At 45.7% G+C, this 26,121-nt stretch carries 20 protein-coding genes; 14 read left to right on the forward strand and 6 right to left on the reverse strand.

The window, feature by feature from the left end:
• Window positions 1-38: 38 nt before the first annotated feature.
• Window positions 39-2,036: a putative bifunctional diguanylate cyclase/phosphodiesterase gene (locus J4N39_RS05045; RefSeq protein WP_252022591.1), complete on the reverse strand. Its 1,998-nt coding sequence runs from the start codon at window positions 2,034-2,036 to the stop codon at window positions 39-41.
• 359 nt (window positions 2,037-2,395) lie between these two features.
• Between J4N39_RS05045 and J4N39_RS05050 the strand changes: the two genes are divergently transcribed.
• The 7 genes from J4N39_RS05050 to J4N39_RS05080 all read left to right on the forward strand — a co-directional run bounded on the left by J4N39_RS05050 (window position 2,396) and on the right by J4N39_RS05080 (window position 11,317).
• Complete coding sequence (locus J4N39_RS05050; RefSeq protein WP_252022594.1) at window positions 2,396-2,815, forward strand: CBS domain-containing protein; 420 nt, start codon at window positions 2,396-2,398, stop codon at window positions 2,813-2,815.
• A 74-nt stretch (window positions 2,816-2,889) separates the two neighbouring features.
• Entirely contained in the window at window positions 2,890-4,377 is a 1,488-nt protein-coding gene (locus J4N39_RS05055; protein ID WP_252022629.1) for an MATE family efflux transporter, read from the forward strand.
• Between the two features lie 113 nt (window positions 4,378-4,490).
• Window positions 4,491-5,909, forward strand: a complete 1,419-nt coding sequence (locus tag J4N39_RS05060) for an SLC13 family permease (RefSeq protein WP_252022632.1) — start codon at window positions 4,491-4,493, stop codon at window positions 5,907-5,909.
• Between the two features lie 10 nt (window positions 5,910-5,919).
• Window positions 5,920-6,393 (forward strand): response regulator, encoded by a 474-nt coding sequence (locus J4N39_RS05065; RefSeq protein ID WP_252022635.1) that lies wholly within the window; start codon window positions 5,920-5,922, stop codon window positions 6,391-6,393.
• A gap of 78 nt (window positions 6,394-6,471) precedes the next feature.
• Window positions 6,472-8,748: a zinc/cadmium/mercury/lead-transporting ATPase gene (locus J4N39_RS05070; protein WP_252022638.1), complete on the forward strand. Its 2,277-nt coding sequence runs from the start codon at window positions 6,472-6,474 to the stop codon at window positions 8,746-8,748.
• 285 nt (window positions 8,749-9,033) lie between these two features.
• Window positions 9,034-9,792, forward strand: a complete 759-nt coding sequence (gene udp, locus J4N39_RS05075) for a uridine phosphorylase (protein WP_252022640.1) — start codon at window positions 9,034-9,036, stop codon at window positions 9,790-9,792.
• A 460-nt stretch (window positions 9,793-10,252) separates the two neighbouring features.
• Window positions 10,253-11,317, forward strand: coding sequence for a porin (locus J4N39_RS05080; protein ID WP_252022642.1), 1,065 nt, complete (start codon window positions 10,253-10,255; stop codon window positions 11,315-11,317).
• A 174-nt stretch (window positions 11,318-11,491) separates the two neighbouring features.
• Here J4N39_RS05080 and J4N39_RS05085 read toward each other — a convergent pair whose 3' ends face one another.
• Together J4N39_RS05085 and J4N39_RS05090 are read right to left on the reverse strand one after the other, a co-directional pair.
• Window positions 11,492-12,655: a DUF1887 family protein gene (locus J4N39_RS05085; RefSeq protein ID WP_252022644.1), complete on the reverse strand. Its 1,164-nt coding sequence runs from the start codon at window positions 12,653-12,655 to the stop codon at window positions 11,492-11,494.
• 172 nt (window positions 12,656-12,827) lie between these two features.
• Window positions 12,828-14,819 (reverse strand): methyl-accepting chemotaxis protein, encoded by a 1,992-nt coding sequence (locus J4N39_RS05090; protein ID WP_252022647.1) that lies wholly within the window; start codon window positions 14,817-14,819, stop codon window positions 12,828-12,830.
• A 302-nt stretch (window positions 14,820-15,121) separates the two neighbouring features.
• Between J4N39_RS05090 and hinT the strand changes: the two genes are divergently transcribed.
• From hinT to J4N39_RS05125, 7 genes are all read left to right on the forward strand, one after another.
• Window positions 15,122-15,472, forward strand: coding sequence for a purine nucleoside phosphoramidase (gene hinT, locus J4N39_RS05095; protein WP_252022650.1), 351 nt, complete (start codon window positions 15,122-15,124; stop codon window positions 15,470-15,472).
• 102 nt (window positions 15,473-15,574) lie between these two features.
• Entirely contained in the window at window positions 15,575-16,912 is a 1,338-nt protein-coding gene (locus J4N39_RS05100; RefSeq protein ID WP_503063898.1) for a COG3014 family protein, read from the forward strand.
• Window positions 16,912-17,295, forward strand: a complete 384-nt coding sequence (locus tag J4N39_RS05105) for a YcfL family putative periplasmic lipoprotein (protein WP_252022655.1) — start codon at window positions 16,912-16,914, stop codon at window positions 17,293-17,295. The genes J4N39_RS05100 and J4N39_RS05105 overlap by 1 nt, the downstream gene beginning before the upstream one ends.
• A 13-nt stretch (window positions 17,296-17,308) precedes the next feature.
• Window positions 17,309-17,899 carry a penicillin-binding protein activator LpoB gene (gene lpoB, locus J4N39_RS05110; RefSeq protein ID WP_252022657.1) on the forward strand — a complete coding sequence of 197 codons (591 nt, stop codon included), beginning with the start codon at window positions 17,309-17,311 and terminating at the stop codon, window positions 17,897-17,899.
• Window positions 17,900-17,931: 32 nt separating this feature from the next.
• Window positions 17,932-18,795: a phosphotransferase gene (locus tag J4N39_RS05115; protein WP_252022659.1), complete on the forward strand. Its 864-nt coding sequence runs from the start codon at window positions 17,932-17,934 to the stop codon at window positions 18,793-18,795.
• Between the two features lie 172 nt (window positions 18,796-18,967).
• A complete protein-coding gene (gene ycfP / locus J4N39_RS05120) occupies window positions 18,968-19,507 on the forward strand; it encodes an alpha/beta hydrolase YcfP (RefSeq protein WP_252022661.1) in 540 nt (179 codons plus the stop codon).
• Window positions 19,508-19,882: 375 nt separating this feature from the next.
• Window positions 19,883-21,172 (forward strand): NAD(P)/FAD-dependent oxidoreductase, encoded by a 1,290-nt coding sequence (locus tag J4N39_RS05125; protein ID WP_252022664.1) that lies wholly within the window; start codon window positions 19,883-19,885, stop codon window positions 21,170-21,172.
• Between the two features lie 50 nt (window positions 21,173-21,222).
• On the opposite strand, the gene J4N39_RS05130 is transcribed toward J4N39_RS05125, so the two are convergent.
• The 3 genes from J4N39_RS05130 to mfd all read right to left on the reverse strand — a co-directional run bounded on the left by J4N39_RS05130 (window position 21,223) and on the right by mfd (window position 26,116).
• Entirely contained in the window at window positions 21,223-21,777 is a 555-nt protein-coding gene (locus J4N39_RS05130; protein ID WP_252022666.1) for a GNAT family N-acetyltransferase, read from the reverse strand.
• 61 nt (window positions 21,778-21,838) lie between these two features.
• Window positions 21,839-22,609 carry a peptidoglycan binding protein CsiV gene (locus J4N39_RS05135; RefSeq protein WP_252022669.1) on the reverse strand — a complete coding sequence of 257 codons (771 nt, stop codon included), beginning with the start codon at window positions 22,607-22,609 and terminating at the stop codon, window positions 21,839-21,841.
• 48 nt (window positions 22,610-22,657) lie between these two features.
• Window positions 22,658-26,116 (reverse strand): transcription-repair coupling factor, encoded by a 3,459-nt coding sequence (gene mfd / locus J4N39_RS05140; RefSeq protein WP_252022671.1) that lies wholly within the window; start codon window positions 26,114-26,116, stop codon window positions 22,658-22,660.
• Between the last annotated feature and the right edge of the window lie 5 nt (window positions 26,117-26,121).

Genomic DNA, 26,121 nt, shown 5'->3' on the forward strand with positions numbered 1-26,121 from the left:
AAAAAAGCCGAGAGTGCGAGTATTTACTCTTGGGTATCTCATTCGGCTCGAGAAGACTGGGATTGAGTCTGGGATTTTTCCATCAGCTCAAATAGTCGCTCTAATGGGATCGCATGGCTATAGCGGAAACCTTGCCCAATCTGGATACCCAAGCTTTTCAACGTTTGTTCTTCTTGTTCGGTTTCGATGCCTTCGGCGATCGCTTGCATGCCTATGGTGTTACACAGGAATTTGATGACCTTGATGATTTGAACAGATTGATCTCGAGAGTCGATATTCATGACAAATTTGCGATCAATCTTGAGCTCATCAAAACCATAGCTTAATAGATATTCAAGTGAGGAGAACCCTGTACCAAAGTCATCAAGCGACAGGCGAATATCAAGAGCTCGCAGCTCATCTAGCGTAGCGGTGACTTGTTCGCCTTGGTTTACTTTGGTGATTTCAGTTAATTCAAGCACCAGCCTGTTCAATGGGAAATGGTATAGATTGGCTAAATGACGGATGCGAGATACAAAGTCTGGAGACGCCAAAGACTGAGGCGATATATTGACTGCAATCGTGAAATCTTGTTCAAGCTTGTCGCCGTGCGGCTGCCACTGTTGGAATATCTTTTCAATGATGGCATAAGTAAGTGGCTGTATGGAGCCTGTTTCTTCTGCTCGAGTGATCACTTCCCATGGTGAGGATTGGTCACCATCTTTCATCCTAAAGAGAGATTCTACGCCAAAATATTTTCCACTATCGAGCATGATCTGAGGCTGGTAATAAATGTGGAAATTACGACTGACCAGCAGTTCATCAATCACACTATCGAGGTAGATTTTATGCTTGAGGTGTTCTTCAAAGTTAAGGTGGTAGTGAGAGTAATCGAGCTTCTTCTCTTTAGCTTCCAGCAAAGCAATTTCTGCGCAGTGGATAAGAAGTTCTGGTTCTGATGCATCAAGTGGGTGGCGAGCTACGCCAATATTGACGTCAAGTCCTAGGTCACTCACTGCCAGTCGAATGTTTTCAAATAGGTCTTTCCCTTGGAGAGGCGCACTAGAAGGTAAAAATACGAAAAACTCGTCACCACCTAAACGACATACGACCGCTTCTTTAGGGTGATTATCTATCAGCTTCTGACTGAGCTTTTTAAGAATGTTATCGCCATGAGTTTGGCCAAATTTCAAGTTTATGCTGGAGAAGTTCTGTACGTTAACCCGGATAACGGTACCGTGAGTACCTTGCTGGGTGAGCACACTTTCCATTGTTTCGATGAAAGCTTGGCGGTTTAGATTACCCGTGAGAGGGTCTTTTTGCGCCAATGTCCCCAATAGTTCATTGTTTTGGTTAATTGCTTCAATGTACTTAGATGCCCTGTTAGAAGAGAGGTTGTAGACATCGACTAGCTCGGAAATTTCATCACGCTCTTTGACTTGCTCATCCACAACCTGGGGTAAGTGATCATCGTCGTCACGAACAAATGCAAATTGACCCGACAGGTTTCTTAAGCGGTGTGCGATGGTGTTGTGGAATGCTCGACGCACAATAAACAGTAGAGTGACTGTGACAGCAAATATCGCTATCGAGAAAGCACTGATGTAGAGAAGAAAGAAACGGTATAAATAGGTTGGGTCTACATAGGCTTCAATAGTGCCCACATGTAAGCGTTCACCTTCAGCGGTGTTGTAATAAAGCGGGTACTCATGCTCCCAATTACTCCAGATGAGTTGCTTCTTCGGTTGGTTGAGTATGTGGGTTTGTGCCAACATTTCGCCTTCAGACCAGATGGCGAAATGGCTAAATAAAGAGTCACCATCAAAGGTGGAGGTAATGGCTTCAATTTGCTCAAAATCAAAGTTATAAATCGCAGAGGCAGTGGAAAGTTCGATCGAACGAATACGTGCGGTCGCATTGTCCTTAAGTTCGTTTACTGATAGCCAATAACTGCCAATAGACAATAGAACGACGGACGCCAAAGTAAGAAACAAAATAGGAGCTCTGACTTGCTTTGCGACCTTGCTCACTATCGATACAAATGGTCTACCTGGCATAGCTCTGCGCCCTAATTACGAGTGACAAGTGTTATATCCTATTGATTTGAGTGTATGAAGCTTTGCTAAGTATAGTATTAATAATTAACTAATCTCTATGTGAAAGCGTGAAAAGCCTACATGAGCCTCAGTTTTTTCCGTTTCAATTGCACTTTTGAGCCAAATCGATAAGGAAATTTGTGTGATAGAAAGCACCTATCAATAAAATTGTTCAAATCGATTTAGTAAAAACAAGAAATTAGACAACACTTAGGTGAAGGGGAACAATTCTCCAGCAACGAAGACGCATTAAAAAAAACTTGCTTGGTTAACACGTCCTAGTAGGTAACAGTGCAGGAGATGGGCTAAGGAGCAATATTATGGAATCTATTCAAGTCAAAGATTATATGGTGCACAAGTCAGTGACTTTTACTAAAGAGATGTCACTTACCGCAGCACTTGAGAAAGTGATGAAATCCGAGCATATGGGTGGACCTGTGATTAATGAGCGTAAAGAAGTTATAGGGTTTCTTTCGGAACAGGATTTGCTCGATAAACTGGTGAAAGTGAGTTATTACTGTCAAGACACTCACTTGGTTTCGGATTGCATGAATACCGAAGTGCTGTCGGTGAAACCGGATATGTCTATCATCGCTCTAGCTGATATGATGCAAGTCGGTAAACCTAAGATGTACCCTGTGGTTGATGACAGAAACAAGTATTTAGGTATGATCACTCGAACCGAAGTGCTACGTGCGGTGGGTGCCAATCTAAAAGACTGCTTCCAGCACCCAGTGTAATCCAAACTATTTTACTTAATATATCCTTAAGGCGCTTTTGAGCGCCTTTAGTCGTTCAACACATTGAGGTGTTCATGTCCCAAGCTGCATCAGCGCAAGAAGCTAAGTTTGTTCAAGGCTCAACGATGAAGCATATCCTGACGATGTCAGGAGCAGGCTCTGTAGGCTTGATAGCGTTGTTTGCCGTCGATTTATTAGACATGCTGTTTATTAGTATGCTCGGCCAAGTGGAATTAGCGGCGGCGGTAGGCTTTGGTGGCACTTTACTGTTTTTCTCGACCTCAGTGTCTATCGGTACTTCCATCGCTATGGGGGCGTTGGTTTCCAAAGCGCTCGGGGCGAAAGATTTAGACAAAGCTAAGCGAAAAGCGACCAGTACTTTGATGTTGGCGTTTTTCATTAGTCTCGTAGTGACTTGCGTGATGTGGCTAAATGTTGAAACTTTATTGGCTGCAATAGGTGCACAAGGCGTTGCTTTAGAGCGAGCAACGGCTTACTTACATATCCTTCTGCCAAGTGGACCACTGTTAGCGTTAGGTATGGCCAGTGGCGCAGGGCTTAGGGCGGCAGGTGATGCCAAGCGGAGTATGTGGGCGACGCTTGCGGGTGGTGGCGTTAATGCGGTGCTTGACCCGTTATTTATCTTCGGCTTCGGTTGGAATGTGGAAGGGGCGGCATGGGCGTCAGTGGCGGCTAGGGTAACGGTATTTGCGATGTCTATTTTGCCGCTACTGCGGATACATAATTTGTTGCAGTGGCCAGATTTTTCGAGCCTATCCACTGATAGTCGTGCGATTCTGACCATTGCGATCCCCGCAATTATCACCAATACCGCCACACCTATTGGTAACGCTATTGTGACCTCGAGTATTGCTCAGTTTGGTGAAAACTTTGTCGCAGGTTTCGCCGTGATTGGTCGAATCTCTCCGGTGGCTTTTGCGGTGATCTTTGCTTTATCTGGCGCTGTCGGGCCAATCATCGGCCAAAACTATGGGGCAGAGCGCATTGACCGAGTAAAAGAAACCCTACTTAACTCACTGCTGTTTGTTACCGTGTACTGTGTGGCGGTCGCAGTGATCTTGTATCTGGTTCAAGACCAAGTCATTAACTTATTTGACCTAACCGGTGATGCCAAGGTGATGGTTGCGGCATTTTGTACTTATGTTGCTATCAGTTTTGTCTTCAATGGCGCACTGTTTGTTGCCAATACCTCTTTTAATAACCTCGGTAAACCTATCTATTCAACAGCACTGAATTTGGGTAAAGCTACCTTGGGGACCTTGCCATTTGTATGGGTTGGTGCTCAGTGGTTTGGTGCACTTGGTGTTTTATATGGTCAAGCGGTCGGCAGTATCGTGTTTGGCTTGCTTGGACTGGCGGTACTGCGCATACATATCAACGCTATGATGAGCGATTTTGAGCCAGAACCCGAAGAGATTGATCCTTCAACGACTACGGTGAATATGACCCCGTTTTGTAACTGCGATCCAGTGATGATGGAAGAGGTCACCAGTCAAAAGCCAGTTTGTCAGACGGCAACCAATGCGGCCTCCAAATCTTAACTGAAGGGTAACGATTGCATATTTATTGATCTGGCGCTAAAACATCCCCACGCTAACTAGTTGATAATTGGCGTGGATTTCACATTGGCCGTGATAAGGATGTTTAAAGGACTATGCGCCACTATTATAAGTATATTATTCCACTCTTGATCCCGTTGATCATTTTGCTGTTACCGTTGGATGCTTTTCCTTTTGAAAACATGACGATAATTCAGCAGCGAGTGATAGCTATCTTCTTGCTTGCCGCACTATGTTGGGTGTTTGAGCCTATACCTATCTACGCCACATCCGTGGTGATCATTGTGCTCGAATTGCTACTGCTCTCAGATAAAGGTTTGATATTTTTCAAGCAAGGGGCAGGGGAAGCGCACTTCGGCGAGCTTCTAAAATACAGCGATATCATGGCAACCTTCGCCAGCCCAATTATCATGCTGTTTCTAGGTGGCTTCTTTCTGGCTATGGCGGCAACCAAATACCGACTTGATGTGAACTTGGCTAGGGTGTTGTTGAGACCTTTTGGCAGCGACCCGAAATACGTTATGTTGGGTTTGATGTTGATCACTGGCATCTTCTCTATGTTTATGTCCAATACCGCAACCACCGCAATGATGCTTTCAATCTTAACCCCGGTTATCGCACTATTTGGCCCTAAAGACCCAGGCCGTGTTGCGTTTGCTCTATGTATTCCCGTAGCGGCCAATATCGGTGGTATTGGTACCCCTATCGGTACACCCCCTAATGCGATAGCTCTGAAATATCTTGTTGGTGACAACTACATTGCCTTTGGTGAGTGGATGGCGTTTGGTGTGCCTTTTGTCGTGGTGATGATGGCCTTAGCGTGGTTTTTGATTGTTGCACTGTACCCTGCTGAGCAGAAAGAAATAGAACTTAATATCAAAGGTAAGTTTCTGAAAACACCGAAAGCGATCACGGTGTATATTGTCTTTGGTGGCACCATCTTGCTGTGGCTGATGGGTTCTGCGCACGGCATGAACTCGTATACGGTAGCTTTGATCCCAGTCGCTATTTTCTCTTTAACAGGCATCATCAATAAAGAAGACCTTAAGAAGATCTCGTGGGATGTTTTGTGGTTGGTGTCAGGTGGTATCGCACTTGGGCTGGCTCTCGACAGAACCGGTCTTGCAAAACTGGTAGTTCACAGTATTCCATTTGATGCTTATTCGCCTTATATCGTGCTATTTGGCGCCGCTTTCTTATGTTTGTTGATGGCAAACTTTATGTCACACACGGCGACTGCCAACTTGTTGATGCCAATTATGGCAGCACTAGGTGCGTCAATGACTTCACTTGCTCCATTAGGAGGGGAGGTGACATTGATTTTGGTCGTAACATTTGCCGCCTCACTGGGCATGTCTTTACCTATCAGTACCCCACCAAATGCATTGGCACACGCTACAGGTAACGTACAGAGTCGCCAGATGGCTAAAACGGGTGTGATACTTGGTGTGGTAGGGGTATTACTGAGTTTTGTTTTGGTTTGGGTACTGCATGTCGTAGGCCATATCGGATAAGGAGTAACAGATGGAAAAGCTAAATGTAATTTGCGTCGATGATGAGCGAGAAGTGCTTGGTGCGGTATTGCAAGATCTGGCTCCCTTAAAGAGTTGGATCAATATCGAAGATTGCGAATCGGCAGATGAAGCACTGGACGTAATTGATGAGCTTGATGCCGATGGTGAGCATATCGCATTGATCATCTCTGACCATATTATGCCGGGAAAAACTGGAGTTGAGCTGTTAACTGAGCTCTCTATGGACAGCCGTTTTACCCACTTAAAGAAAGTCTTGCTGACGGGCCAAGCCACCCACCAAGACACCATTGTTGCCATCAATAAAGCTAGAATAGAAAGCTATTTTGAAAAGCCGTGGCAAGGAGAGGAGCTAGTGGCAAGAGCTCGTAACCTGATCACTGAGTTTATCTTTGATCAAGGACTAGATTATTCGCAGTGGCAGCAAGAGCTCGATCAACAAGTGGTATTAAATAGAATACGTTAACAACTATTTATGTCTTGACCTTGGAGTTAACTCCAAGGTGTATATTCATAGCGAATCTATTGTTTCAAGGATAACGCTATGTGCCAAAAACATGAGGCTTGCTGTTCAAGCAAGCCTACCTTTTCTCCTAAAATTTCTTCTTGTTCACCAGCAACACCCCTTGCGATCAAATCGGCTGTGAGCTCAACATCGGCGTGCTGTTCAAGCAACAGTTGCTCAGAGTCTCAAACACCTTTGGAAGACGATGAACCCGATGCTGGTGGCTCCAGTCAAAGCTTTAGCTGGATAGTGGCAGGTATGGATTGCCCAGCATGCGCATCAAAAGTAGAAAAAGCAGTATTGGCAATTCCTGGTGTGAGCACGGCCAATGTACGTTTTGCTACCGAAAAACTGATTGTGCGGGGTGATTCAACACTGAGTGAAAATATAGTGGTCTCAGCCATACAAGAGCTCGGATTTTCTCTAAATTCATCACACTCTGCTAAGCCAGAAACGCATTCACGTTGGAGTTGGCTTGAGAAAAACGCACTTCTGATTGGCCTGAGTCTGGCGATGTTAATCAGTACCTTAATCTCACACTGGTACCCAGACTTTGCTACTTACCTTTTTGCTTCAGTTTGCCTTGTTGGCGTACTTCCTATTGCTAAAAAGGCGTGGCAGTCAGCGCAAACCGGTACACCTTTCTCTATTGAAACCTTGATGACGGTGGCTGCACTCGGAGCACTTTATCTTGGTGAAACTGTGGAAGCGGCGATGGTGCTGATACTGTTTTTGCTGGGAGAGAACCTAGAAGCTTATGCTGCTGGCAGAGCAAGAAGTGGGGTCAAGGCTCTGATGGCTTTGGTGCCGGAAAATGCCACTTTGGTGATAGATGGAAAAATGACCCAAGTGTCTGTACAAAGTCTAAAGCCGGGAGATGTGATTGAAGTTGCCGCTGGCGACAGGTTACCCGCTGACGGGACTGTATCGATGGGGGAAACCAGTGTCGATGAAAGCGCATTAACAGGGGAATCAGTACCGGTCGAAAAATCACAAGGAGATGCAATTTTAGCGGGTTCTGTCGTGGTAGATCGCTCCGTTCAAGTGACGATCACATCAAAGCAAGGGGAAAACGCTGTTGATCGAATTCTTCATCTCATCGAAGAAGCCGACGCCCGCAAAGCACCATTAGAGAGATTCCTTGATAGATTCAGTCGTTGGTACACTCCTTTAATGATGTTGGTAGCCTTGCTAGTCATGGTTATCCCGCCCACTTTATTTGCCCAGCCATGGGAAACATGGATTTACCGCAGCCTTGCAATGTTGTTGATAGCCTGTCCGTGCGCTTTGGTTATCTCAACACCAGCTGCGATTACTTCTGGCCTTGCGACAGCTTCTCGCCACGGGGCTTTGATTAAAGGTGGAGCAGCATTGGAATTACTCGGCTCTATTGAAACCGTCGCTTTTGATAAAACAGGGACCTTAACCAAAGGCCAGCCACAAGTCACCGATGTATTGCCATTTGCCCAATACAGTGCCGAGCGCATTGTTAAGTATGCAGCGTCGATAGAGGTTGGGTCAAAGCACCCACTGGCCTTAGCTTTGGTAGAGTATGCGAACTCAAAGCAGGTCGTATTAGAGCCAGCACAAGAGAAAACGGCCTTGGTTGGTGCGGGAATCAGTGGTTTGGTTTCTGGTGACGCAGTGACCATTTTATCTCCAACAAAAGTGAGCACGCCGCTTGCGACCCAAGTGGCGGAAGCAGTCGCTCGGTTAGAGCATCAGGGTAAAACCGTGGTGGTAGTGACTATCAATCAGCAAGTCGTTGCCGCTATTGCTTGGCAAGATACGCTGCGTGACGATGCAAAACGTGCGGTTGATAGATTGCACCAGATGAATATTAAAACTCTGATGCTAACCGGAGATAACCCAATTGCTGCTCAGGCAATGGCCGAGTCGATAGGTATTGGCTTTAAAGCGGGATTGATGCCACAAGATAAAGTGACTTATGTCGAAGCGTTAAGCGAAACTCATAGAGTTGCTATGGTCGGGGATGGTATTAACGACGCTCCAGCGATGAAATCTGCCACCATCGGCATCGCAATGGGCACAGGGACAGACGTTGCGCTGGAAACTGCTGATGCTGCGCTAACGCATAATCGATTGTTAGAGTTGCCATTTATGATACAGCTTTCTCGCTCAACGCTTGCCATCATTAAGCAAAACATCGCTTTGGCGCTCGGACTAAAAGGCGTATTTTTGGTGACCAGTCTATTGGGTTACACAGGGCTATGGGTTGCGGTCTTAGCTGACAGTGGCGCAACGGCGCTCGTGACACTCAATGCACTTCGTTTGCTTGCTGAGCCGAGAAACTGAGAGGAAAAGTGACTCTGTGACTTTGTACCCTAGGGCGTGTTGATGGCATAAAGTCAGCACGCCCTAGTCATTTTAGACCAGTGTTGACTACACTAAGTGCTGATAACTTAGACAAGTTTGCGTTAAAAGTGTGATGCAAATCGTTTAAACGTGTAATAACAGATGTAACAGCGGCTGTGGTCGTGAGTTGCGTCACGATTCCATAAAGGCTGCTGATGTAGAGTAGCTCCATTCCCTACTAATACCATGCGCATATTAAAAAGATAGCGTAATTAAGGAGCATATATGTCTGACACTGTTTTCCACCTTGGCGTTAATAAAGAAGATCTTGCTGGAGCAACCCTAGCCATTATCCCTGGCGATCCAGCTCGCGTACAAAAAATTGCTGAAGAGATGGATAACCCGACTTTCTTAGCAAGCCACCGCGAATACACGCTTTACCGAGCTGAGCTTGCTGGCAAGCCAGTGGTAGTATGTTCTACAGGTATCGGTGGTCCTTCGACGTCTATTGCAGTTGAAGAACTGGCTCAATTAGGGGTAACGACTTTCTTACGTGTAGGTACAACAGGTGCGATTCAACCGCATGTTAATGTTGGCGATATGATCGTAACGACAGGCTCGGTACGTTTGGATGGTGCAAGTTTACACTTTGCTCCTATGGAATTCCCTGCGGTTGCAGACTTTGAAATTGCTACTGCGATGAAAGCTGCGGCGGAAGAGAGTGGGGCGGCGGTTCATACTGGTGTTACTGCATCAAGCGATACTTTCTACCCAGGCCAAGAGCGCTACGACACTTTCTCAGGTCGTGTGGTTCGTCGTTTCCAAGGTTCTATGCAGGAGTGGCAGGACATGGGTGTGCTGAACTTTGAAATGGAGTCAGCGACTTTGCTTACAATGTGTGCAAGTTCGGGTCTAAAAGCGGGCTGCGTTGCAGGCGTTATCATCAACCGTACACAAAAAGAGATCCCAGATCACACTACACTGAAAGAAACGGAAGCTAGGTCAATAAAAGTGGTAGTGGAAGCTGCTAGAAAAATGCTATAGACCGATACAATTTCCTAACAAACAACGGGCTTTTAGAGCCCGTTTTTTTTGTGCTGTGATTTGTGTCTCATTATTGAATTTATCATTTATAATGAGTTTCCGATGGGTTTTATATGATGTTTTTCCGTGCTACTGGAGTATTTTGTGTGAGTAAAAATGCTAGATGGTGGTGTTTTTATCTATTTATGCAATTGGTGGGGTTCTTGTTAATAAAGAGGTTGGTGAGTTTTATATCACCGAGTTTCGTATTTGAGACTGCATAATTACGCGATTGTATTTGAAGTATATACTCTAGATCAATCTGCTGGTTTTTTAATCTAAAAATAAATAAATTAGATGTTTTTAGGTATTTTGTTGCGATATCCTGCTGCTTGTTACGGTTTCATTACTTTGCTAGTTTACTCCTGAGCTCACCTAGGAAGGGTGAGGACAACAACAAAAAAGTAAACAGGATAGTTAAATGAAAAAGTCACTATTAGCAGTAGTAATCCCATCTCTAATGGCTGCAAACGCAGCAGTCGCAGCTGAAATCTATAAGTCGGAAGAAGGATCTGCCGAGTTTTATGGTCAGCTTCGTGCACAACTACACAAAAACGACGGTGAAGAACTAAAGTATGCAAACGGTTCTTCTCGTATGGGTGTAAAAGGCGAGTACGTTCTTGTTGAAGGCATCAACGTATTCGGTAAGGTTGAATACGGTGTGAAAGCCGCTAAAGACCTAGATAACCGCCTACACTACATGGGTGTAAGTGGTGATTTCGGTAAAGTAACAGTCGGTCGCCAATGGGTAGTTTCTGATGAAACTTGGGGCGCTGATTACTCATACTGGTTCGGTGGTTCTGGTCTACGTCACGCAACTCTTTCTGGCGCACGTCACGATGCTCTTATCAAGTACAACTACGATAGCGATGCATTCTGGCTAGCAGCTAACTACGGTATGGACAACGACGGTGCTAACCAAGAGCTAGCAGAAGTTTACGCTGGTACTTCTTTTGGTGACCTAAGCGTTCACTTTGGTGGTGGTCGTAACACTTCTAATGGCCATGAAATTGGTGAATATGAAGCTGCGATTGATCCAGGTGCAAGTGCAGATATCACTGAGACTAAAAAAGCTACAGCAGATCTTCGCAACACATACTTTGAAGGTACAGCTGAATACTCTATCGGTGATGCAACCGTTGGCTTTACTTACTACAATGCAAAACTTGAGCGTCTAGATAAAGAAGGTCAAATTGATGAGAATGCATTCTCTCTAGCAGGTATGTATTCACTTAACGACAAAGCGACAATCTACTCTGGTTACGAGTACGTTAAGCAAGAGTCTGGTGATGAAGATGGTAACGGTAAAAACTTCTACCTAGGTACGGTTTACAAGTTCAACTCTTGGTCTCGCGTATTTGTTGAATACCAATTCGCAGACGGTCAAACAACTGGTTTCAAGAACAGCAATGCTGACGTAACTGTTACTCCAACAGTGGTAGATAAAGCAAGCAACTTTGTTGTAGGTGCGCGCGTATACTTCTAATCGCACCAACCACAACTTTTCTTTTTGCCCAGCCTAGATAGGCTGGGCTTTTTTAGTTTCGGTAAACGGTAAACGGAAATCGGTTTAAGGGATTAAGGGAAAAAGGGTGCAAGGGCATAGAGAAAGAAAAAAGACTCTGGGTTTACAGAGTCTTTGTTTATTGAGAACAGAGGGTTAGGCTAGTTCGTCGTAGCCGCCGGCTTCTTGGAACCAGGCTTTTAGGTAGTGTTTGAGGTTTTTTAGCTCGTCGGGGCCAATTAATGCCAATCCTAAGTCTTCCGCACGGGTAATGTCGTTGTGACGTAGTGGGCGGAAGCTTACTAACATCGCACGGGCCTGAATACCGCCGAGTAAGTCACGTAACGATTCGAGCTTGTAAAGGGTATCGTCACCATCATCTCTCATGCCTTTGGTTTTACACTCGATGATGTGTAGCTTGTTGTTCACAACTGTCGCTACATCAAGTTCATTACGCACTTCGCGCTCGCCAAGTTGACGATATACTTGAACGTTAAGAGAGCGGTCTTGAATGGTTGGCATCTCGTCTTGGATCTGTTTGACCGTACTATGTACTAGAGTTTCTAACCACTCTCCATTAGAAAAACGTCGAGCGTCTTCGCTAGCAAAGGTTAAAATGCCGCTGTTGTAACTCGCAAGTTCAGTCTTGACCAAATCTTGAATGAGCATATCCAGCTCTTTATAGCCTTGCTGCTTCTCTGTCAGTGCCACATCTAGCTTTTGCTCTTTTCGGCATGTTGTTGCTAGGTAGTTCAGAGTTGCGAGGCCTGGCCCAAGCTCTAACGCATTGCTTGCCCAGCGCTGGCCTAGTTCGTGCAGTTTACGGTCGAGATTTTCAGGGATTTCGATATCAGTAAATTCAGCACGTGCGCCAAAGATGGTCAGATACTCTTCGATTTGGATATTGTCTTGTACGTGGGTCTCAGGACCACCGCTTGGGTATAGCCAGCATAGCTTGTCACTAAATGGCTCGACCACAAAGATCGGCCAATGGTAAGTACGAAATACTTCATAAACAGACAGTAGTCGGTGTCTTAGGCCACAGCTCGCATTTAGCTTCACTTCTTGGCCACGCTGTTTTAAATCTTCCGCCAGTTGTTGAACTGATGCCTTAATAGCGGAAGTATTTACCACAGAGGGGATTTCATAGAACTCGGATGTTATGTCACGTTTGCCCAAAACGGATGACAAGCGCTGATACATATCTTGTTGGCTTTCGTCACCGATGAATACGATGTGACTACTCACTGTGCGCTGGTCAAACAGGGGGGTGATCAGTCGAACTGGGTCTTGATCGATAATACCTACGTGTACGGCCATATCTTTTCCTCAAAAATGATGACCTGCTGGAAAAAGGGAAGTTGTTTACTTTTGAGTGGGTAAGTAAACAGAAAAAGTCAGCAAGTACCTATAGATATAAGGACAACCCATATAAAAAACAAGGGCAACCTATTGCTTAGATTGCCCCTGAGTGTAACGAAGTGATACCGACTTATAGTTTAAAACGGTGAACGATGTCGCTTTGAGTGCTTGAAAGTTGAGTGAGGTCTTCACTTACAGACGCAATCTGTTCCATCGCGCTGTAACTGCGGTTGGCGATGTGATTAATCTCTTCCAAGGTGCGTGCGATGTCAGAAGTGGTCACACGCTGCTCATCAGCTGCCTGAGTAATGTGGGTACTCATTTGGCTGATCTCTAGAATAAGGGCTTGGATCTCTTCCATTGCACTGTTGGCTTTAGAAGCTTGAGAGACAGACTCTTCCATATCGTTCATACAGCTTTCAATCACATTGCCTGCAACCTTAGAGCTGGATTGAAGATTACTGATCATACTTTCAATTTCAGAAGTTGATTGAGTAGTCTTCATTGCCAACACGCGAACTTCATCTGCAACCACCGCAAAGCCTCGGCCTTGCTCACCCGCACGGGCCGCTTCAATAGCAGCGTTAAGTGCTAGTAGGTTGGTTTGTTCAGCAATGTTACGGATTACATCAAGAATAGAGCCGATTTCAGCACTCATGCGTTGAAGATCACCGACTGCCGTGACTGATTCAGTCAGGCGAGTTTCAAGCTGGTTAATCGTGGTGATGTTAGCGCTCATCACTTGGCGACCAGACTCTGAGGCTGCCTCGACTTGGCGGACCATATCGGTTGAACTTTGAGCGCTTTGCGCCACTTCACTCACTGATTGCTCCATTTCGGTCATAGCCGTAGCGACATTCGCCGTTTGATTACGTTGGCTATTGAGTTGCTCTTGGGCTTCTACCGACGTTTGACGGTTTGATGTTGATACTGAGGTTAGATCTTCTGCCGCTTCATTAAGCTCTTGCAAGATTTCGTGCAGACTATCGGCCAGTGTATTGATATGTCGACCGACTTGGCTAAATTCGTTGTTTCGGCGAATTTCGATGCGTGCTGTCATGTCATTCTTGGTAAGACTCTCTAGAGCACTCATGATGCGAGTCATCGGCTCACGAACACTATGAGCAATGTGCCAACCGATACCAATAGCAATCAAAGATACCACTATACCGATAGCGATCGCTTGAAGTTGACCTTCATCGTAAACCGCACTTGCTTCGGTTAGTGACCCTTGTAGTTGTGACTCTGCCGTTTGGTTGAAAGTATCCAGCAGTGCCATAGCCTGATCGATTTGCGTCGCTAGCGTTGCGATGTTGTTGTACAGCGCATCTTTAGCATTCAAGTATGCGTAGTGTTGATCCAGTACGCCACCTGGCTTACCGATATCTTGACTGAACTGCTCAACTGGTTCATCAAAAGCATTTTTTAAACTTGGCAACTGAGCCGCTAAGCCGCGGTAAGCGTAGTTTAAGTGGGTAACCGCTTTTTTGTTTTTTAGTACCGCTTCCTTTACAAAGGTTGCATCGCTGCTAGCAAGGGCGTCAGAAGTCACGACTTCAGCATCTTTGAGCTTTATAAAGTAGCTTTTTGCCATCAACTTAACCGAGATCTTATTCTGATCATCAACATACTCTTTCATGCCAACGTTCAGTTCGGTTTGCAGTTTTTGGAAGCGGCGTGTTGACTGCTGAACTTGCTCTTGAGCAACAAACATCGCTTGGTAGTTGTTCATCGCTTCAACCGCTTCGGTGAAGTATTGCTCTTCAAGTGCTTTAAGCTCTTGAACACGCGGAGCGATAGATGGAGTATTCGCCGCCACTTGCTCTAAAGAGGCAAGGGTTTGTTTAAAAGCATCTTGCGCTGCAATAAAGCTCTCACGGGAGCTAGCCATGCGCTCTTGGTTTTGTGTGGTGAGGAAGTCTTTGAAAGACTTGTCAGCAGAAAGTAGACGCACACTGGTTTGGTTTGATAAAGAAACCAAAGGTAATGAGCGTTCAGAAACTGTTTCAAAGTTCGAATGGATTTTATCCATGCCTCCTAGCATGATGACGATTGTCGCGACAAACAACACTACGATGAGTGTGAATCCGGCATACATCCGTCGGATCACTGATCCTTGCATTTGTATCTCTCCGTTACTTCGTAAATAAAAAAGGCGAAAGACAAAAGGGTCTTTCAAAAACAAGTAATTCATAATAAGCCTTACAGACAAGGATTACTTTGATGCCTATAGCAGAAATGTTACCTAGCTCGACAGTTAACATTTTTATCAAATTGTGGAACTTTTCCATTTGAACGCTGTTTTATATTGAGCTTTGCATGGGCTTCACGCATACTAAGCGTCAAATTACATAAGGATTTAACAGTTCAATGGTAAGGTGATGAACCATAACCTAAGATATTGTTTAAACAAGGGGAAATGACATGGCTGAAGAAACTATTTTTACTAAGATTATCAATAAAGAAATTCCAGCAGATATCGTGTTTCAAGATGAGCTAGTCACGGCATTTCGTGACATCAATCCACGAGCTCCTAAACATATCCTGATTATTCCTAATAAGTTGATCCCAACAGTGAACGACATTGAAGCTGACGATGAAGCTATGATGGGGCGCATGTTCACTGTGGCGCGTAAGCTTGCTAAAGAAGAAGGCATCGCTGAAGACGGTTATCGTTTGATCGTTAACTGTAACGCTCACGGTGGCCAAGAGGTTTATCATATTCACATGCATTTGGTTGGTGGTCAGCCACTGGGCCCAATGCTAGTTAGCTAGTCTATTTTTTGTTCTGACACTCTGTCCGAGGAAAGTTTGAAACTCTGTTTACGTAAATGTGCTGTCGCTGCGCTGTCTGCCACGCTAACCGCTTGTGCGGGCATGAGTGCAGGCAATCTGTTTAGTGATTACAGCACTCAAAATAGCTATACCTATGCCGCTGTATTGGAAGGTGACTACCAGACCGCCCAAGATTACGCTGCTGATGCTGAAATAGCCGGCAATATCTTGGATAACCTAGAGCGTGGTCGTATCGCCTTTTTGAACGAAGATTATGCTCAGAGCATGGCCTCTTTTAAATTGAGCGATCAAGCGGTGCGTGTTCAAGCGGACCAAGCAACGATCTCCATCAGTGAGACGGCAACGTCAGTGGGCGCTTTAGCCGCAAACGACAACTTGACCAGTTTTGAACCTGCCGATTATGAACTGGGCTTTATGCATCTGTACCTAGGGCTTAATTACCTACGTAAAAATGATCTCGAAGGGGCACTGGTCGAGATGCGACGGGCGAACCAAGTTCAAGAAGCTGCACGTAAACGTCGTCAGTCAGAACTGGAAGCCGCGGAAGCCTCTGCGGCGAAAGAAGGGGTTGACCCTGATCTCGGTGCGATCATGGCTAATTACCCAGCAGCGGGCAAAAAACTTTCAGCGGTACAAAACGGTTACCTGCTATACCTTTCCGCCTTGCTGTACGAAACCTCTAAAGATCTCAATAGTGCCTATGTTGATTACCGCCGTGCGCTTGCTGTAATGCCTGAAAATGCTCAGATCATTCAAGGTACCATGCGAGTAGCTAAGAAAATGGCTAATCGTCAAGACTTGGTCAAATTGGAGAAGCGTTACGGTAAGTACCAGGCTCAGAACAAGCAAAAAGGGCAATTGATCATTATCGATGAACGCAGCGTGGTTGCTGCGCAAGATAGTTGGCAATACTCTTTCCCACTTTATGACCGCGATGCCAAGCAAACGTATTACTACAACTTGTCTTTACCTTTCTACCCGTCAAATCAAAGCTATGATTTAAATGAGTTGTTAGTAGATGGCAAGACACTGCCTTCTGACCAGTTGGTTGACGTGAACCTGATGGCGGAAAATGATCTGGTAGAGAAGCTTCCGGGCATGATTTTGCGTCAAGCGATCCGAGTGGTTGCGAAAGAGCAAATTCGCCGCGAAGCTGCGAAGTCTGGTGAAAGCGATTTAGGTAATGTATTGGTGAACGTATGGAATATCCTTACTGAACAGGCGGACACCCGCAGCTGGCAATCTTTACCGCAAAAAGTTTATAGCAGCAGTGATTACGTTGATGCAGGTACACACAGTGTGAGCGTTAATCATCAGGCATACGAATTTGATGTACCAGCGGGTCAAACCACGCTGGTTTGGATTTCTCGACAAGGCCAGGGCTATTCAATCTGGCACAAGCAATTAGGGGCTATCTAATGAAGAAAATTTGGCTTGCAGTGATGGCTGCAGTAATTTTGGCAGGTTGTGCATCAGCACCTTCAACATTAAGTGTTGATGGCGCATCTCAACGTGTTCTATTCAACGACAATGGCTTGAGCAGCAAAATCGATATTGAACAAATCGATTCTGAAGAGGTCAATGACCATGTACGTGGTGGCCTATTGCTAACAAGTAAGATTTCTAATGACCAAACGATTGAATACCGTTTTTACTGGTACAACGACAATGGTTTAGAGGTATCTAAACCTGCACCATGGAAACGTAAAATCATTCGTGGTTACGAAACGACTTCTATCTCTGAAGTATCTGTGAATCCTAATGGTACACAGTACCGTGTACAAATTCGTGAAGCAGATTAATTAAGGAAACGTTATGAAAAAAAGTGTTATTGCCCTGATGGGTCTTGCGGTGGTTCTAGGCGGTTGTTCTAACCAAGTATCTTACGGTGATGCGCAAGCGGTAGAAACAACAACTATCGATTTTGGTTCAACTGATCTACAAACCATTGCTGGTCAAATGGTAGATAGCATGATGGTGTCAGGTTCGGTAGCGGCTATAACGCGTGACAGTCGTCCAATCGTATTTGTCGAAAGCATCAAAAACAAGACCAGTGAGCACATCGATACTGAGTCAATTACAGATACTGTAAGTACTAAGATGCTGAACTCTGGCAAGTTCCGTTTTGTTGATATGGACCGTGTAGAAGCGGTACGTGATCAATTGAACTTCCAAAACAATGATGAGCTAGTGAACCAAAGCAGCGCAATTCAATTTGGTAAGATGGTTGGTGCGCAATACATGCTATACGGCAACCTAGCGAGCATCGTTAAGAGCGACGGTAGCGATCAAGACGTTTACTACAAAATGACCATGCGTCTAATGGATCTTGAAACTGGCCTTATCGAATGGGCTGATGAGACCGAAATTCGCAAGCAAAAATCTAAGAGCTTCTTAGGTCTGTAAGATCTGAAGCAATAACCGCCAAGGAGCAGTGAATGGCGAAAATGGGTTGGAATGAAGCCAAAACTTTGGATGAGACTCTGGTTGAGCTCGATAGTTATTTTCTTCATCCTCCTGTTGCCGTCCGGCTTCTTGCTGGTGGATTGAGTAATCGTTGTTGGAAGCTGACCGACAACAAAGGTCGTCACTATGTGTGGCGACCTGTGACTTCTACCTCAGTGGCATTTGGTGTTGACCGTGCCCATGAGTATACCCTTCTGCAAGCGCTATCGCGCTACGAACACATTCCTAATGCGGTTGCGCATTTCAAATCTGGGCTTTTGGTTGAATGGATTGAAGGCAGTACGCCTGAATCAATTCACCCTTTGTCTCTCATGACACTGCTCGCTAGCGTGCATCGAGTCAAAATCGACAATAAGCCGATCCAGAAGTTTAACTTTACCGAGCGCGTCGATTTTTATTGGCTGAAGTTAGATAAGAGTGGGTTAGATGATTTAGTGCTTAAACTGTACCAGCGGCTCCGACTGCCGCCTGCTGATGCCGAACCGGTGAAAACCCTGTGCCATTTTGATATTGGCTGTCATAACTTAATTAAAAACCGAGTGGGTTATGCGCTTATTGACTGGGAATACGCCGCAATTGCTGACCCTAGAGCCGATATAGCGATCAGTTGTGATATGGCGAACCTAGATGTCAAACAGCAGGTGAAGCTCTATTGCGATATTCGAGGTATTGAAGCCGTTGAACGTTGGCAAGAGATCACCGAGCAGTGGCTGCCTAGAGTCCAGATGATGGCGATGCTGTGGTATTACTTAGGCTACCAGCTATGGGAGGAGTCAAGCTACCTTGAGGAAGCCCAACGAATTTGCCGAGCCTTAGGAAAAGCCCTCGACAGGTGAACACGCCCTAGCATATAAAGCTGTATGCAGATTAACCGCCTTATTGAATATTGCTAAAAAGTGCAATTTGGATCACTTTTTGAGCCTAGGGAATGTTGGTTCGAGCCTTTTATTATCATACAAGCGTGGTAGATTGAAATCATAACGAACCCCAAGGAAACGGGAGACTCCCATGATTATTTACTTGCACGGCTTTGACTCAACAAGCCCTGGTAACCATGAAAAGATACTGCAGCTACAATTCATCGATGATGATGTACGCTTTATTAACTACAGTACTTTGCATCCTAAGCATGACATGCAACACCTGTTGAAAGAGGTGCATAAAGTTATTGAGCAGTCAGATGATGAGCACCCGATCATCTGTGGTGTTGGCCTTGGCGGATTTTGGTCAGAGCGTATTGGTTTCTTGTGCGGCATTAAGCAAGTTATTTTTAACCCGAACCTACACCCTGAAAACAACATGGAAGGCCGAATCGACCGACCAGAAGAATATCTTGATATTGCGACTAAGTGTGTTGATAAATTCCGTGAGAAGAACAAGAACAATTGCCTAGTCATTATGTCTAAACACAATGCGGTGCATAACAATCTTGAAAATGCTAAAGAGCTCGAACCTTTCTACGACATAATTTGGGATGAGAAAGAGCCTCATAAATTCAAGAAGATTTCTCAGCACCTTCAAGCGATCAAAGCCTTCAAAGAGGCATAAACCCTGTTTTAATCAAGCGCCGCAAGGCGCTTGATTGTTATTTGAACGATGATTTTGTGATTTCAAACTGTCTTGTAACAGCTCAGTAACCTTTCCGAACACTCCCTAAACACTCAGTTTCGAACCGCTAAAAAACCCGAAAACAATCGTTGCCATAAAAAAAAGGGTCTTTATAATGCCTCTATACTAAGTTTTTTTGATAAATGTCAAAGAAAGTTGAAAGTAGAGCAAGCTCCTTACTTTCTTGGCACAAAAAACTACTCGGGCAATAACGAACTAAAAACAAAAATGCCTGAAGAGAGTCAGCAGAATCATAATTGCTTGGATGACTAAGCCGAGCATAAAAAATTTGTAACTTTGAGAAGGAGTGTCTCTGTGACGCGTATTATTGTCGTAGGTGGTGGTGCTGGTGGTCTAGAGCTAGCAACTAAATTAGGTCGTACACTGGGCCGAAAAAACAAAGCTAACATCACTTTGGTCGACCGCAAGGCAAGCCATTTGTGGAAACCTTTGCTACACGAAGTAGCAACAGGCTCATTAGATGAAGGTGTCGACGCACTGAGCTATCGTGCACACGCAAAAAATCATGGCTTTGATTTCCAGATGGGCAGCTTGGTGGATATCGACCGTGAACGCAAAACGATTCAGCTGGGTGAGCTTCGTGATGAGCACGATGAACTGTTGATGCCTCAACGTGAGCTGGAATACGATATTCTGGTGATGGCAATTGGCTCAACTTCCAATGACTTTAACACCCCAGGTGTTCGTGATAACTGTATCTTCCTAGATAGCCCGGAGCAGGCGCACCGTTTCCGTACCGAAATGAACAACCAGTTCTTAAAGCTGCATGCTAAGAATGGTCAAGGTACTGTTGATATCGCTATTGTTGGTGCAGGTGCAACGGGTGTTGAACTTTCCGCTGAGTTGCATAACGCTATCAAAGAGCTGCAAACCTATGGTTTTGGTGACCTAGACTCATCTAAGCTGAATGTAAACTTGGTCGAGGCGGGTGAACGAATTCTTCCTGCGTTACCAGTACGCATCTCATCGGCGGCGCACAGTGAGCTCACTAAACTGGGTGTGAATGTACGCACCGCAACCATGGTGACCAAAGCGGAATCTGATGGTTTGACCACCAAAGATGGCGAGAAGATCCCAGCACAAATCATGGTCTGGGCTGCGGGTATCAAGGCTCCAGATTTCATTAAGGACATTGCAGGTCTTGAGACTAACCGCATTAACCAGTTGGTGGTTAAAGATACCCTTCAAACGACTCGTGATGACGATATCTTTGTTATTGGTGATTTGGCGCAATGTACGCAAGCGGATGGCAGCTTCGTGCCACCACGAGCTCAGGCTGCGCATCAGATGTCGACGCAAGCGTTCAAAAACATCATGGCGAAACTTAACGGCCGTGAGCTAAAACCTTACGTATACAACGACCACGGTTCATTGGTATCGCTTAGCCGCTTCTCAACCGTCGGTAGCTTGATGGGCAACCTGACCAAGGGTTCGATGATGGTTGAAGGTCGCATTGCACGTGTGGTTTACATCTCTTTGTACCGCATGCACCAAATGGCGCTGCATGGCATGCTGAAAACTGGCTTGATGATGCTAGTAGGCCGTATCAACCGAGTATTGAGACCAAACCTTAAGCTTCATTAATAGGCATGTAGAAATAGAATTTGAAAATGGGCTTGTTAATAGCCCATTTTTTATTCTTCTCTACTGGGGACCAAGGAGTAAACCAGCCCATCTCTGGCTTCTCCTGCATAGATAAATCGATTTCTCGCTTTGGTCTCAAAGCAAGCGCCAACACCAGAGGCAACTTTTTGGCTGATGTGATTGCTAGGATCGCAGATGATCTCGAGTCGAGTGATCTTTAAGCTCGAAAAACTATGCTCAATTAATGCGTGAAGAGCCTCTTTTACCAACCCACGACCTTGATATTCATCACCCACCCAATATCCGAGTGTTCCCAAGTTAAAAGTGCGAGAATATTCGGTGATTGCCACCATACCTATCAGCTCATCACTGTCTTGCAGAAATACCCCAAAGCCAAACGCCTGACCCTTTAACCAGTTGATGCGATTAGAGAGGATAAAGTCTTCAGCGTCTTCGGCAGTAAAACTAGGGTCAGCCCAATCTAACCATTGATGCAGCGATTTGGACCTTACAATGAGTTTGGATAAAGCCTCACAATCACAGGTTTCTATTAGCCTAAGTGTGAGGCGGTGAGTATGGAGTTGAGTGGTATGTGGGCTATGCATCTTGTATAGAGCATCTCATATAAACAAAGAAGAAAAGGCTCCGTTAGGAGCCTTTGTCGAATTACGCTTGAGGGACACGACGTACTTGAATGATCATTCCCATCAGAGGGTGATCTAAGTAGTGGGTTTCGGTACTGCGCATGCGGCGTTTTTGTTCCATGCGGTAGCTCTTGAGAAACTCTTCCACTTCCAGTGTTGGCGTAACTTCTGTGAGATTACCTACTTGTACATCTGCATCAGTTTGCTCTTCCGAGATTTCTAATGATGGCTCAGCAAAACTCACTTCGCGAACACTTGGCGCTTTAAGATCTAGGCTAAGCTCAGCAAACAGATAGTGCTGCACATAGACCTGAAGCTTGCCATCGAGCTCATAAATCGGTGAGTGAATGGTTTGCTCTTGGATTTCATCGCTTAAGCCTTCCACGCTTTGCTCTGCGCCACGCATGTTGCCTGCTGCATCAAAACGCTCAGAGTAATCTTTGCCAGCTTGAATGTGGAATACAGGCGCTGCGAAGCGGCCTTGATCGCCTTGTCGCCAAGCGACGTGCATCATAGGTTTGAAAGCCGCATGACGTTTAAGTGCCTGATACTCGCTGTTGAGCTCGTAAGAAGAGGTAGGCAGCATCTTGGCCCCTTTCCTTTCCATTGCTACACCATTGCGTAGGGCAATGGCTTTGCTCATATCGATCTCTGGCAGAGTGTTTGGCCAAGATTCATTGGTTTGCTCAGGGTTCACTGAGCGTTTAAAAATAATAACCTCTATATCAAACTGTCTTTGTGCAAAAGATTGGAAAGAAACCAAAAACAGTAAAATAGGGATCAACTTTTTCATTCTTACTCCCGGTGGCGGCACGGCCGCCACTTAGTTATCTAGTTCCCGTTAAGCGGGTAGTCGATTTTGACTAAAGTCTGTCATCATTTGCTCAATGAAGCGAATGCGAGCACGTCGATCCGCTAATGGTACCGTAAACTTGAGTTTAGTTGGACCTTCCATCGCATACTTTTGAGGTGCAGACTGTAGCAATTTAACAAGAAACGCTGGGTTAATGTCAGCGGTTGGATAAAACTCAAAGTAGCCACCTTTCTGGTGGGCTTCGATTTTCTTGATGTGTAGCTGATTCGCTTTGAGCTTGACATCAGATACTGCCAATAAGTTTTGAGTCGCTTCAGGCAAGGTGCCAAAGCGGTCAATCAGTTCCACTTTCATTTCCGCCAGTTGGGTATCATTACTTACGCTAGCGATACGTTTGTACATTGAGAGACGGGTATTGATATCTGGAATGTAGTCATCTGGCAGCAGTGCAGGTAGGCGAAGCTCGACCTCGGTTTGGTCTCTTAACAGTTCATCCAATGACGGCTCTTTGCCTTCTTTGAGCGCTTCTACTGCTTGCTCTAACATCTCCATATACAAGGTAAAGCCAACCGATTGAATTTGACCACTTTGACCATCACCAAGCAGTTCACCGGCACCACGGATCTCTAAATCGTGGGTCGCCAGCGTAAAGCCTGCGCCAAGATCTTCAAGAGAGGCAATGGCGTCGAGTCGCTTGACCGCATCTTTAGATAAGGCTTTAGGGTGAGGCGTGAGCAAATAAGCATACGCTTGGTGGTGAGAACGACCCACACGACCACGCAATTGATGAAGCTGCGCCAATCCCAACTTATCCGCACGATCCATAATAATGGTATTAGCGGTGGGAACATCGATACCCGTTTCGATAATGGTGGTACATACCAACAGGTTGAATCTCTGGTGATAGAAATCGTTCATGATGCGCTCAAGCTCTTGCTCGCGCATCTGACCGTGTGCCACTGTCACACGCGCTTCTGGAATGAGCTTTTCCAGATCGGCGGCGGCCTTTTCTATGGTTTCTACATTATTGTGTAGGAAGTAAACCTGACCACCACGCATCACCTCACGTAGCACAGCTTCACGTATCACAGACTCTTCATGTTGACGCACGAACGTTTTAATCGCTAGTCGCCTTGCAGGTGGTGTGGCTATGATAGACAGATCGCGCATGCCACTCATAGCCATGTTGAGAGTTCGTGGAATAGGGGTTGCGGTCAGCGTAAGTATATCCACGTCGGCACGCATGGATTTCACTTTTTCTTTCTGACGCACACCAAAACGGTGTTCTTCGTCGACAATCAACAGGCCAAGATCACTAAATCGAATGTCATTTTGCAGCAGTTTGTGGGTACCGATAATAATATCCACTTTGCCGTCACTCACGTCTTGCAGGATCTGCTTTTGTTCCTTGGCACTTTTAAATCGAGACAGCACTTCAACTCGGATCGGTAAATTGGCAAAACGGTCTCTGAAATTCTCAAAGTGTTGCTGAGCCAGCAAGGTGGTTGGTACTAAGACAGCGACCTGTTTTTCGTTGTCGGTTGCTAGAAACGCCGCACGCATCGCCACTTCGGTCTTACCAAAGCCCACATCACCACAGACAAGTCGGTCCATCGCTTTAGCCTGACACATGTCTGACATGACGGCGTTGATTGCCATGGCTTGATCGTCGGTTTCTTCGAACGGGAAGCTGGACTTAAAGCTAGCGTATTGACCACGGTCGAGGGCAAACTTATAGCCTTTCTTTATTTCACGCTGAGCATAAACATCAAGAAGCTCAGCCGCCACATCACGTACTTTTTCTGCCGCTTTTCGGCGCGCTTTACCCCAAGCTTCACCACCTAGCTTATGTAGTGGTGCGCTCTCTTCTGCACCACCAGAATAGCGACTGATTAGGTTGAGCGCAGAGACAGGCACATACAGTTTGGCTTCGTCTTGATACTCAAGGGTCACGTACTCAGTAACCAAACCGCCGGCTTCAAGGGTTTGCAAGCCTATATAACGGCCGATACCGTGGTCAAGGTGAACAACGGGTTGGCCCGGTTTTAGCTCTGCAAGGTGGCGTATTACCGTATCACTGTTAACTGCACGGCGGTCTTTTTTACGGCGCTGGATAACGCGGTCACCCAGTAAATCACTTTCACAAATTAGGGCGAAGTCAGGCGTTTGGTGAATAAATCCGTGCTCGGCTGAGCCTAAGACTAGATGGAACTTATCGCCTTCTTCTAACGCATGCTGCAAGCTTTGTCTTTCAACCGGTTTGATTTTTACTGGCTGCAACAGTTCCAATAGGGCTTCACGACGACCTTCTGATTCTACAGAGAAAATAACCTTGCCAGCATAGCTTTCTACGAACTGGCGCAAAGCGGCAAATGGTTCTTTGCTTTGTTGGTTGCTTGCGATGTCAGGCAAAGGTTTGGCGGTAATATTGTCTCTTCCGCCACGGCCACTGTTGCTCTCTTCTGACAGTGCAACTTGAGCCAGTTTCTTTAACTGAGCGAACAGTTCGTCTTGCTTGAGCCACAGCTCTTCGGGCGGCAGCAAAGGTCGCATCGGATCAACTTTACGTTGGTCATAACGATGGGCAACGTCCGTAAGGAACTGTTCTATGCTTGACTCGATGTCGCCCACAGTAAGCACTAAGGTATTGTCAGGCAGGTAATCGAATAACGTTTCGGTTTGCTCGAAAAATAGTGGTTGCCAGTATTCGATACCCGCAGGCCAAGTGCCTTTGCTGACTTGAGCGTATACCGATTCAGGCTCTCTGCGAGCTTCGAAGCGTTGACGCCAGCGTTGGCGGAAAGATTCGATGGCGCTATCCGTGGTTGGAAACTCATGAGCAGGTAGCAGGCGTATTTCTGCCATGTCATCAATTGAGCGTTGATTTTCTGGATCAAAGGTTCGAATAGAGTCTATTTCATCATCAAAGAAATCAATACGATATGGGTCGCTACTGCCTGTCGGGTAGAGGTCAATGATAGAGCCACGGCTAGCATATTCACCTGGGCCAAATACTTGGTCGACGTTACGATAGCCTGATTTCTCCAGCTGCATTCTCAGCGATTCAAGTGAGTATCGGTCACCGTTTTTGACCATAAGCGTATGTTGCAATAGATACTCACGCGGTGCTTGGCGTTGCAGCAGGGTGCTTATCGGCAATACCGTGATGCCTTTATCCTGACTTGGCAGTTGATATAGATGGGATATCCGGTCTGAGATAATGTCCTGATGCGGCGAGAAACTGTCATAAGGCAGGGTTTCCCAGTCGGGGAACTGCTTAACGTCGACGGCTGCAAATTGCTCCAACTCATGTGCAAGCTTGAGTGCGGTTTGCGGGTCAGGCGTGACCAAGAGTACGTGGCCATTATGTTGCTGGTTCAACTGCGCAATGGCAATGGCCATTGAAGCGCCTGTTAGGTTTCCTAGGTGTTTTTTATCTCCCGCCCCTTGAGCCAGTGCGAGAGAGAATAGAGATGTCTTAGGCATAGTGG

This window comes from Vibrio sp. SCSIO 43136 (genome assembly GCF_023716565.1).
Taxonomy (GTDB): Bacteria; Pseudomonadota; Gammaproteobacteria; order Enterobacterales; family Vibrionaceae; genus Vibrio.